This window comes from Rhodanobacter sp. FW101-FHT13A11 (assembly GCF_058790335.1).
This window is the reverse complement of the sequence record NZ_JBYTCN010000007.1, coordinates 1-9866: the sequence shown is the minus strand read 5'-3', so window position 1 is coordinate 9866 and position 9866 is coordinate 1. Positions and strand designations below refer to the sequence as shown.

Below are 9866 nucleotides of genomic sequence, written 5' to 3'. Positions count from 1 at the left end.
GCCACCGACACCGCCGCGCCGTACACGGCCACGCTGGATTCCACCACGCTCGGCAACGGTACGCACAGCCTGGTCGCCAAGGCCTACGACGCGGCCGGCAACGTCGGCACCAGCAGCACGGTCAGCTTCAGCATTTCCAACGGCGGCACCGCCACCGAACTGGTGAAGAACAACAGCTTCGAGAACGGCACCACGCCGTGGACGCAGACCAGCGGGGTCATCACCAACGCCAGCGGCGAGCCGGCCCGTACCGGCAGCTACAAGGCCTGGCTGGACGGCTATGGCAGCGCGCACACGGATTACGTGCGCCAGCAGATCACCATTCCGGCGACGGCGACCAAGGCCACGCTGGACTTCTACATGCACATCGACACCGCGGAGACCACGACCAGCACGGCCTACGATACGCTCAGCGCGCAGGTGATCACCTCCGCCGGCAAGTACGTGACGCTGGCAACCTGGTCGAACCTCAACGCGGCCAGCGGCTACGTCGAGCATGCCGTGGATCTGTCGGCCTACATCGGCCAGACCATCCAGATCAATTTCTACGGCGTGGAAGACAGTTCCAACCAGACCTCGTTCGTGATCGACGACGTCAGCGTGAAGGCGCAGTAAGCGGGAAGGCGGGAGTTCCGTAGCGAACTCCCGCCCTCCCCCGGCTCCGCTCGCACGCCCATCGGGCGGAAGGGCGTGACGGCAGACGCACCTGCCAACCGCTCAGTCGTTGCCGCGCACCCGCATCGTCAGCCCCTTCAGGAAATTGCGCAGCAGTTGGTCGCCGCACAGCCTGAAGTTCTTGTGGTCGCTCTGGCGGAACAGCGCGCTGAGCTCCGGCTTGGAGATCGGGAAACTGGCGGCCTCGAGGATCTCGTGCATGTCCACGTCCTTCAGCTCGAACGCCACGCGCAGCTTCTTCAGCACCACGTTGTTGGTGACGCGCTTTTCCGGCGGGCGCGGCGGCCGGCTCTCGTCCTTGCCACGGCGGTGGAAGACCAGGCCGTCGAGGAACAGTGCCAGCACCTTGTTGCTGCACTCAGCGTAGCCGGGTTCGTCATCCTTCCTCAGGAACGCCTGCACGTCTTCCTTGCCGATCGGCGAGGCCGCATCCGCCAGGTGGATGATGTCCACCACCCTGCCGTCGCTGAGGTCGAGCATGTAGCGGATGGCGCGCAATACGTCGTTGTTGATCATGGGGTTCGGTCGGTCCTGCAGGGGACGCCATGCTACCGCACCGGCCCGGCGTACCCGGTGAAGCCGACCGGCGACCCGGCGCACGCCACCTACCCGCTGCCCGGCGATTTGCCTTAACCTCGCCACCCATGGATGCCGCGGCCACTCCCGATACGATGCCGATACCGGCCGACAACCTCGCCGCGCTGGAGGCGTCGCACGCACGCCGCCGCGACACGCCGCGCCACTTCCCGCCGCGCGGCATGCGCGATCCGCTCTCCGCATGACCACCCCGCGGCCGCCGCAGGAGCCCGGCATGCCGGGCGAACGACGGCCCGATGGGGCCGCGCCGGAACAGGCCCGCCCCGGCGCCGCCGTGGAACGTCGCAAGGCGCTGCGCGCGAAACCGCTCGAGCCATGAGCGGAACGCTGTCCACGCTAGTCCAGCCGTGCCGTCACCAGGAAGAGATCAGGAAGAGCCGCTTCCTCGCGCTGGCCGCACCGGTGGATTCGCCCGAGCAGGCGCTGGCGTTCGTGCGCGAGGCGGGCGACCCCACTGCCACGCACAACTGCTGGGCGTACCGCATCGGCCAGGACTACCGCTTCAACGACGACGGCGAACCCGGCGGCACCGCCGGCCGGCCGATCCTGCAGGCGATCGAAGGCCAGCTGATGGATCGCGTCGCGGTGCTGGTGACGCGCTGGTACGGCGGCATCAAGCTCGGCGCCGGCGGGCTGGTGCGCGCCTACGGCGGCACCGCGGCGGAATGCCTGCGCCGCGCCGAGCGCGTGCCGATCGTGGCGATGGCGCGGCTGGGCCTGCGCTGCGATTTCGCCGATTTGGCCCTGCTCAAGGCGCGCCTGAAAGACTTGCAGGCCGAGGTCGAACACGAAACGTTCGGTGCCGATGGCGTGGAACTGCAACTGCGCCTGCCGGACAGCCGGGTCGACGAAGCCCAACTGCGCGTCAGCGACATCAGCCGCGGACGCAGCACCGCGAAACGCTTGTAGGAGCGCCAGGGCCGGTTGAATACTTGAAAACCATGGCCGCGGATTGAATCGACGGCAACCCGCCCCACCTTGAACGGATCGCCCGTGCGCGGGCCCGCGTCCATCTTCGATCCGCCGGCGAGAACCCATGAGCGACGCCCCTACCGACACGTCCCGCCCCGCCCACCGCATCGGCGCACTGCGCGAACTGTGGCCGTTCCTGAAACCGCACCGCGCGCTCGCGCTCGGCTGGCTGCTGTTCCTGGCGCTGTCCTCCGGCGCCTCGCTGGTGCTGCCGATGGCGTTCCGCCATATCATCGACCAGGGCTTCGGCCACTCCAGCCAGGCGGTGATCAACCAGACCTTCATCGCCCTGTTCGGCGTGGCGCTGGTGCTGGCCTTCGCCACCGCCGCGCGCTACTTCTGCATCACGCTGCTGAGCGAACGCGCGCTGGCTTCGCTGCGGCAGACGCTGTACGCGCACGTGATCCGGCTCGACGTGGGTTTCTTCGAGAAGAGCCGCGTGGGCGAGCTGCTGTCGCGGCTGAGCGCCGACACCGAGGTGGTGCAGGCGCTGATTGGCTCCGGCGTGTCGGTGGCGCTGCGCAGCGCGGTGATGCTGGTGGGTGCGGCGGTGGCGATGGTGTGGACCGCGCCGTCGCTGGCTGGCCTCACCGCGCTGGTGATCCCGGCGGTGATGCTGCCGATCCTGCTGTTCGGCCGCCGCGTGCAGAAGCTGTCGCGCGCCAGCCAGGACCGTCTCGCCGATGCCGCCGCGATCGCCAACGAAACCCTGAACGCCTCCACCGCGGTGAAGGCGTACGCGCGCGAGCAGATCGAGAGCACCCGCTACGGCAGCGCGATCGCCCGCGCGCTGGCCACCGCGCGCCGGCGCATCGGCATGCGTTCGCTGCTGACCATGGCGGTGATCGTGCTGGTGTTCGGCGCGATCACCCTGGTGCTGTGGGCCGGCGCACGCCATGTGCTGGCCGGCACCCTGGGCGCCGGCGTGCTGGGCCAGTTCGTGCTGTACGCGGTGTTCGCCGCCGGCTCGGTGGCCGGGCTGTCCGAGGTATGGGGCGACGTGCTGCGCGCGGCCGGCGCGATGGAGCGCATCGGCGAACTGCTCGGCGAACGCGCCGACATCGTCGACCCGGCGCAGCCGCAAGTGCTGCCGCAACCGATGCGCGGCGAGCTGCGCTTCGACGGCGTGACCTTCCACTACCCCACCCGCCCCGACGCGGCGGCGCTGCACGACTTCACCCTGACGATCCGCCCCGGCGAGACAGTGGCCCTGGTCGGCCCGTCCGGCGCGGGCAAGAGCACGGTGTTCGCCCTGCTGCTGCGCTTCTACGATCCGCAGAACGGCAGCATCCGCATCGACGGCATCGACCTGCGCGCTACCAGCCTGGCCGGCCTGCGCGGCGCGATCGCGCTGGTGCCGCAGGAAACCGTGATCTTCGCCGGCAGCGCCGCGGACAATATCCGCTTCGGCCGCCAGGATGCCGGCGACGACGAAGTACGCGAGGCCGCCCGCGCCGCCGAGGCGCACGAGTTCATCAGCGCGCTGGACGACGGCTACGGCGCCGAACTGGGCGAGCGTGGCGTACGCCTGTCCGGCGGCCAACGCCAGCGCATCGCGATCGCCCGCGCGATCCTGCGCGATGCGCCGCTGCTGTTGCTCGACGAAGCGACCTCGTCACTCGATGCGCAGTCGGAAGCAGCCATCCAGCAAGCGCTGGAACGGCTGGAAAAAGGCCGCACCACCCTGGTGATCGCCCACCGCCTCGCCACCGTGCAACGCGCCGACCGCATCGTGGTGATGGACGGCGGCCGCATCGTGGCGCAGGGCACGCATGAAAGCTTGCTGGCCGAGGGCGGGTTGTATGCCGAGCTGGCGCGGCTGCAGTTTGTGGCGTGACGCCCTTGCTCCTTCCACTGTGCTTTGCTCCTCCCCCTGCTTGCAGGGGGAGGTTGGGAGGGGGTGAAGCTTTTGACTTCAGCCTTGACTTGACGAAGAGCAACCCCTCCCCAACCCTCCCCTGCTACGCAGGGGAGGGAGAAAAGCCGGCACTTTCCAACTTCGGCGTGGTGGCTCAACCCGCCAGCGTCGCGTTGTCGATGACGAAGCGGTACTTCACGTCGCTCTTCACCATGCGGTCGTAGGCCTCGTCGATCTTCTGCGCCGGGATCATCTCGATGTCGGCGACGATGCCCTTGTCCGCGCAGAAATCCAGCATCTCCTGGGTCTCGGCGATGCCGCCGATCAACGAGCCGGCGATCGCCCGGCGCTTGAAGATCAGGTTCGCGATGCTCGGCGACGGATGCGGATGCTCCGGCACGCCGACCAGCACCAGGGTACCGTCGCGCTTGAGCAATGACGTGTATGCATCCAGCGAATGGCTGGCGGCCACGGTGTTGAGGATGAGGTCGAAGCTGTTGGCGTGCGCCTTCATCTCGCCAGCGTTGCGCGAAACCACCACCTCGTCCGCGCCCAGGTCCAGCGCATCCTGGCGCTTGCTTTCCGAGCTGGTGAACGCCACCACGTATGCGCCCATCGCGTGCGCGATCTTCACGCCCATGTGGCCCAACCCGCCGATGCCGACCACGCCGACCTTCTTGCCCGGGCCGGTGTTCCAGTGCCGCAGCGGCGAATAGGTGGTGATGCCGGCGCACAGCAGCGGCGCGACCGCGGCAAGCTGCGCTTCGGGGTGGCGAATCTTCAGCACGAATTTCTTGTCGACCACGATGCGTTGCGAGTAACCGCCCAGCGTGTGCCCCGGCGCATCCGCCGTCGGGCCGTTGTAGGTGCCGACGAAACCGTTCTCGCAGTACTGCTCCAGCCCTTCGTCGCAAGCCGCGCAATGCTGGCAGCTGCCGACCAGGCAGCCCACGCCCACGGTGTCGCCTACCTTGAAGCCGCTCACCGCGCCGCCCACGGCACTGACGTGGCCGACGATCTCGTGGCCCGGCACGCAGGGATAAAGCGTGCCGCCCCACTCGGAGCGCACGGTATGCAGGTCGGAATGGCAGACGCCGCAATAGGCGATGTCGATCTGCACATCCTGCGGACCGGGTGCGCGACGCTCGATATCGACGGGCTGCAGCGGCTTGTCGGCGGCATGTGCGCCGTAGGCTTTGGTGGTCATGGGGCTTTCCTCATTGGGGGATGGCGGAACGGAATCAGGGCGTCGGCCCCACAAGATATTCCTCGTCGGTGACCTTCTCCATCCATTCGACCACCTTGCCGTCCTTCGCTTCCTGGATGGCGAGGTGGGTCATCGCCGTGGTCGGCGTGGCGCCGTGCCAGTGCCGGTGGTTCGCGGGGCAGCAGATGATGTCGCCGGCGTTGATCTCGACGATCGGGCCACCCTCGCACTGGGTCCAGCCCTTGCCCGCCGTGACGATCAGCGTCTGCCCGAGCGAATGGGTATGCCAGGCGCTGCGCGCAGCCGGCTCGAAGGTCACGCTGGCCCCGGCCATGCGCGATTCACCGCCGCGCTGGAACTGCCAGTCGATGCGCACATTGCCGGTGAAGTACTCGGCCGGCCCCTTGACGGAGGCCTGCGCGCCGTTGCGGATGATATCCATGGCGATGCTCCTGTGGATGGATGGAAAATATGCGGGGCTTTCGAGACGCCCTGCCATGACGACCCCTTGGAACATCCCGAACAATCCGTTCCGAAACGCCTGTAGGAGCGCACCCTGTGCGCGATGCTCTTGCTTCGTAGGGCGGGCACTGCCCGCCGCTCTTAGCTGAAGATCCGGCGGGCAGTGCCCGCGTTACAGAGCAGAAGCAAGAGCATCGCGCACAGGGTGCGCTCCTACAAAAACCGCGATTTCACTTGCCCACGCGTGCGGCCAGGTGTGCCGGGTAGCGGTCGCCCTGCACCCGGATCTGCGCCAGCGCCTCTTCGATCTGCCGAAGCTCGTCGCCGCCCAGCACGATGTCCGCCGCGCCGATGTTCTCCTTGAGGCGTGACAACTTGGTGGTGCCCGGGATCGGCACGATCCACGGCTGCTGCGCCAGCAGCCATGCCAGCGCGATCTGCGCCGGCGTCGCCTGCTTGCCGGCGGCGATGCGGCCAAGCAGCTCGACCAGCGACTGGTTCGCCTGGCGCGCCTGCGGCGAGAAGCGCGGCACGATGTTGCGGAAGTCGTCCTTGGCGAAGGAAGTGCTCGCGTCGATCTTGCCGGTGAGGAAGCCCTTGCCGAGCGGGCTGAACGGCACGAAGCCGATGCCCAGCTCCTCGCAGGTCGGCAGCACCTCCTGCTCCGGCTCGCGCCACCACAGCGAGTATTCGCTTTGCAGCGCGGCGACCGGCTGCACGGCGTGGGCCCGCCGGATCGACTGCACGCCGGCTTCGGAGAGGCCGAAGTGTTTCACCTTGCCTTCGGCGATCAGCTCCCTGACCGTGCCGGCCACGTCCTCCATCGGCACCTGCGGATCGACCCGGTGCTGGTAGAACAGGTCGATGCGGTCGGTCTTCAGCCGCTTGAGCGCCGCCTCGGCCACCTCGCGGATGCGCGCCGGCCGGCTGTCCATGCCCGCCGACACATTGCCGTCCTTGAAGCCGAACTTGGTGGCGATCACCACCTGGTCACGGATCGGCGCCAGCGCCTCGCCCACCAGTTCCTCATTGGTGAACGGGCCATAGGCCTCGGCGGTATCGAAAAAGGTCACGCCATTGGCGAAGGCCTCGCGGATCAGCGTGATCGCCTCCTGTTTGCCCGGACCCGGGCCATAGCCATAGTTCAGGCCCATGCAGCCGAAGCCGAGGGCGGAGACGGTGAGGCCGCTGCGGTCGAGGGTGCGCGTTTGCATGGTCAGCTCCGTGGAGAGTGGAATGCGGACAGTGTGAGCGCGCCGGCTTGTCTTGATTAGGCCCCGTAATCCGAATGCACTTATGATCGACATTCATCAATCGGTCGTCGGCACATGGCGCGCGAAAACTACAACGACCTGCAGGCCTTCCTCGCTGTGGCGCGGGAGCGCAGCTTCACGCGTGCCGCCGCGCAGCTCGGCGTGTCGCCCTCGGCGCTCAGCCACACCATCCGCGCCCTGGAAGCGCGGCTCGGCCTGCGCCTGCTCACCCGCACCACGCGCAACGTCGCCCCCACCGAAGCGGGCGAGCGGCTGATCAAGGCACTGACGCCGAACTTCGAGGACATCGACACGGCCCTCGCCGGCCTCAGCGAACTGCGCGACAAGCCCAGCGGCACCATCCGCATCACCACCGGCGAACACGCCGCCAGCACCATCCTGTGGCCGGTGTTGCGCAAGCTGCTGCCGGACTACCCGGACATCCGCATCGAGGTGATCAGCGATTCCAGCCTCACCGACATCGTGGCCGAGCGCTTCGACGCCGGCATCCGCCTCGGCGAACAGGTAGCCCGGGACATGATCGCCGTACCCATCGGCCCGCCGATGCGCATGGCCGTGGTCGGCTCGCCGGACTACCTGGCCTCGCGCCCCAAGGTCAAGACACCGCGCGACCTCACCGGCCACGACTGCATCAACCTCCGCTTCCTCACCCACGGTGGCCTGTACGCCTGGGAGTTCGAGAAGAAAGGCCGCCCCCTGAACGTGCGTGTGGAAGGCCGGCTGATCTTCAACAACACCCGCCACATCATTACCGCGGCACGCGACGGCTTCGGCCTGGCCTGCGTGCCCGAGGACATGGTGCGGACCGACATCGCGGACGGCAGCCTGCAGCGCCTGCTCGCCGACTGGTGCCCGCCCTTCCCCGGCTACCACCTCTACTACCCGAGCCGGCGGCAGCCTTCGCCGGCGTTTTCGCTGTTGGTGGACGCGTTGCGGAAGCGGGGCTGAGGTTTGAAGACGGCACGTCGGGAATTGGCCCTGACACCTTTTGCGACCGAGCCTCACGCCCTCTTCTTGTGAACAAGCGGCACCTTCGATCGAGCAGGAAAAGCCTGACGCGGGGCATCACCGGGCGTGCCGTCAAAGCGGGCGCGTGCGGCATGGATATCGCCATGGCAACGGTCCGCCCACTCGACGAGGCTCGCCATCGGGTCCAGCAGCGATAGGCCCAGCGGAGCCAGACGATATTCAACGCTCGGCGGCTTGGTCGGAAAGACATGGCGGGTGATCAGTCCGTCGCGCTCCAGATCGCGCAAGGTCTGGGTGAGCATGCGCTTGGAAATGTCATGGACAGCACGGTGAAGCTCGCTGAAGCGGTGCGGTCGCATCGCGAGAGCCATGATCATGAGCATGCTCCATTTGTCGCCGATACGGTCGAGCACGTCGCGCACCGGACAGTGCACGGACTGGGACTCGCCCAACGGATATCGGCTGAATCTTTCGATGGCGCTCAAAGCGTTGCTCATGCGGAATTCCTCGAGATCTGCTGGTTACAAAAAACTGCCTCCTTACGGCACGCGGAGGCGGTCTCTATAGTAGACCTACCCCAGGCCTGTCAGTTGGCCTTTGCATACAGAAACCTCACAGATCAGGAGAACGCTCATGTTTTTAGTCATGGGAATCACGGGAAAAGTTGGCGGCGCAACGGCAAAACATCTGTTGGCGCATGGCAAAGAAGTACGCGCGCTCGTCCGGAATCGTGAAAAGGCGGCGAAATGGGCCGACCAAGGCGTGCAACTGGTCGACGGCGACTGGAATGATTCGGCAGCCATCGAGATGGCGCTTCGAGATGTCGAAGGCGCGTTTGTCATGTTGCCACCGATATGGGCGCCTTCGCCCGACTACAAAGAAGCAAAGGCGGTGATTGCAAACTACGTCGGTGCGCTTGCCCGGGCAGCAGCGCCGCGGGTGGTAGCACTCTCGTCCATGGGGGCGAACAGAACCAGCGGGCTGGGGATGATCACGGCCCTGTCGCTTCTGGAGCAGGGATTCCGCGACCTGACATTGCCGATCGCCTATGTGCGCGCCGGCGGGTTTTTCGAAAACTTCCTCTACGGCTTGCATGTTGCCCAGGGTGGCACGCTCCCCGTCTACTACAACCCGACCGATCGGAAATCGACCATGGTCGCGACCGATGATGTCGGCGCCGAGATCGCAGCGCTTCTGACCGGGCCGGCGTGGTCGGGGCATCGGGTCATCGAGCTCGGCTCGATGGTCAGCGCGGATGACGTAGCGACGCAATTGGGTGAAGTCTTGAAGGTCGACGTCAAAGCTTTTGCTATCCCGCGGGCCGGGTGGCCGGCGGCGTTCGAGCAGATCGGCATTCCGAAGGGCCACACGGGACCGGCCGAAACGATGTATGACGCCATCAACTCAGGCTGGATGGACCTCGGGGTCGAGGGTACGGAGCACGTCCCGGGCACGACGTCCGCCCGCGATGTCTTCACGGCGGCCCAGAAGGTCGCTAGGTAATCCCCCCACTTTTAACTGACAGCAAAAGTGGAGCTAAGCGGCGAGCGCCAATTTCTGTATCGGCGTGATGCCACCGAGTGCCATGTTCGGGCGCTCGTGGTTGTAAGTCCATAGCCAGCGAGTGGCCATGTCCTGTACTTGCTCGATCGACTCGAACAGGGTTCGTGCAAGCCAGGCGTAACGCACCGTTCGGTTGTAGCGTTCGACATAGGCGTTCTGCTGCGGCTTACCTGGCTGGATATGGTCGATCCGGATGCCCTGTTGCTCCGCCCGGGTTCTACCCCGTTAACGCGGACACTTCTAAGAAGACCGATCATGGTCAAAAAGGAGTGTCATGTCCAAGCGAAGA

The 9866-nt window shown here is 66.6% G+C and carries 9 protein-coding genes and 2 pseudogenes; 5 read left to right on the top strand and 6 right to left on the bottom strand.

Annotated elements, in window-relative coordinates:
• A pseudogene (locus AC3WRN_RS09335) lies at positions 1-615 on the top strand (carbohydrate-binding protein CenC); the annotation flags it as partial.
• 102 nt (positions 616-717) lie between these two features.
• Here the strand turns inward: AC3WRN_RS09335 and AC3WRN_RS09330 are convergent.
• Positions 718-1191, bottom strand: coding sequence for a YehS family protein (locus AC3WRN_RS09330; RefSeq protein ID WP_492622761.1), 474 nt, complete (start codon positions 1189-1191; stop codon positions 718-720).
• Positions 1192-1587: 396 nt separating this feature from the next.
• Between AC3WRN_RS09330 and AC3WRN_RS09325 the strand changes: the two genes are divergently transcribed.
• Complete coding sequence (locus AC3WRN_RS09325; protein WP_492622760.1) at positions 1588-2181, top strand: IMPACT family protein; 594 nt, start codon at positions 1588-1590, stop codon at positions 2179-2181.
• A 127-nt stretch (positions 2182-2308) separates the two neighbouring features.
• A complete protein-coding gene (locus AC3WRN_RS09320) occupies positions 2309-4081 on the top strand; it encodes an ABC transporter transmembrane domain-containing protein (protein ID WP_492622759.1) in 1773 nt (590 codons plus the stop codon).
• A 175-nt stretch (positions 4082-4256) separates the two neighbouring features.
• On the opposite strand, the gene AC3WRN_RS09315 is transcribed toward AC3WRN_RS09320, so the two are convergent.
• The 3 genes from AC3WRN_RS09315 to AC3WRN_RS09305 all read right to left on the bottom strand — a co-directional run bounded on the left by AC3WRN_RS09315 (position 4257) and on the right by AC3WRN_RS09305 (position 6985).
• Positions 4257-5309, bottom strand: a complete 1053-nt coding sequence (locus tag AC3WRN_RS09315; protein WP_492622758.1) for an NAD(P)-dependent alcohol dehydrogenase — start codon at positions 5307-5309, stop codon at positions 4257-4259.
• Positions 5310-5343: 34 nt separating this feature from the next.
• Positions 5344-5751, bottom strand: a complete 408-nt coding sequence (locus AC3WRN_RS09310; protein ID WP_492622757.1) for a (R)-mandelonitrile lyase — start codon at positions 5749-5751, stop codon at positions 5344-5346.
• Positions 5752-6001: 250 nt separating this feature from the next.
• On the bottom strand, positions 6002-6985 hold the full coding sequence (locus AC3WRN_RS09305) for an aldo/keto reductase (RefSeq protein WP_492622756.1): 984 nt from the start codon (positions 6983-6985) through the stop codon (positions 6002-6004).
• A 114-nt stretch (positions 6986-7099) separates the two neighbouring features.
• Between AC3WRN_RS09305 and AC3WRN_RS09300 the strand changes: the two genes are divergently transcribed.
• Positions 7100-7993: a LysR family transcriptional regulator gene (locus tag AC3WRN_RS09300; RefSeq protein ID WP_068095778.1), complete on the top strand. Its 894-nt coding sequence runs from the start codon at positions 7100-7102 to the stop codon at positions 7991-7993.
• A gap of 53 nt (positions 7994-8046) precedes the next feature.
• Here AC3WRN_RS09300 and AC3WRN_RS09295 read toward each other — a convergent pair whose 3' ends face one another.
• Positions 8047-8511: a winged helix-turn-helix transcriptional regulator gene (locus tag AC3WRN_RS09295; RefSeq protein WP_492622755.1), complete on the bottom strand. Its 465-nt coding sequence runs from the start codon at positions 8509-8511 to the stop codon at positions 8047-8049.
• A 136-nt stretch (positions 8512-8647) separates the two neighbouring features.
• On the opposite strand from AC3WRN_RS09295, the gene AC3WRN_RS09290 reads away from it, so the two are divergent.
• Positions 8648-9517 (top strand): NmrA family NAD(P)-binding protein, encoded by an 870-nt coding sequence (locus AC3WRN_RS09290; protein WP_492622754.1) that lies wholly within the window; start codon positions 8648-8650, stop codon positions 9515-9517.
• 33 nt (positions 9518-9550) lie between these two features.
• Here AC3WRN_RS09290 and AC3WRN_RS09285 read toward each other — a convergent pair.
• A pseudogene (locus AC3WRN_RS09285) lies at positions 9551-9787 on the bottom strand (integrase core domain-containing protein); the annotation flags it as partial.
• Positions 9788-9866 lie beyond the last annotated feature (79 nt).

What these genes read in the sequence shown, in the direction of transcription:
- AC3WRN_RS09315 (WP_492622758.1), bottom strand. Translation starts at nt 5,309, where the DNA reads ATGACCACCAAAGCCTACGGCGCACATGCCGCCGACAAGCCGCTGCAG.
- AC3WRN_RS09290 (WP_492622754.1), top strand. Translation starts at nt 8,648, where the DNA reads ATGTTTTTAGTCATGGGAATCACGGGAAAAGTTGGCGGCGCAACGGCA.
- AC3WRN_RS09305 (WP_492622756.1), bottom strand. Translation starts at nt 6,985, where the DNA reads ATGCAAACGCGCACCCTCGACCGCAGCGGCCTCACCGTCTCCGCCCTC.
- AC3WRN_RS09330 (WP_492622761.1), bottom strand. Translation starts at nt 1,191, where the DNA reads ATGATCAACAACGACGTATTGCGCGCCATCCGCTACATGCTCGACCTC.
- AC3WRN_RS09300 (WP_068095778.1), top strand. Translation starts at nt 7,100, where the DNA reads ATGGCGCGCGAAAACTACAACGACCTGCAGGCCTTCCTCGCTGTGGCG.
- AC3WRN_RS09310 (WP_492622757.1), bottom strand. Translation starts at nt 5,751, where the DNA reads ATGGATATCATCCGCAACGGCGCGCAGGCCTCCGTCAAGGGGCCGGCC.
- AC3WRN_RS09320 (WP_492622759.1), top strand. Translation starts at nt 2,309, where the DNA reads ATGAGCGACGCCCCTACCGACACGTCCCGCCCCGCCCACCGCATCGGC.
- AC3WRN_RS09325 (WP_492622760.1), top strand. Translation starts at nt 1,588, where the DNA reads ATGAGCGGAACGCTGTCCACGCTAGTCCAGCCGTGCCGTCACCAGGAA.
- AC3WRN_RS09295 (WP_492622755.1), bottom strand. Translation starts at nt 8,511, where the DNA reads ATGAGCAACGCTTTGAGCGCCATCGAAAGATTCAGCCGATATCCGTTG.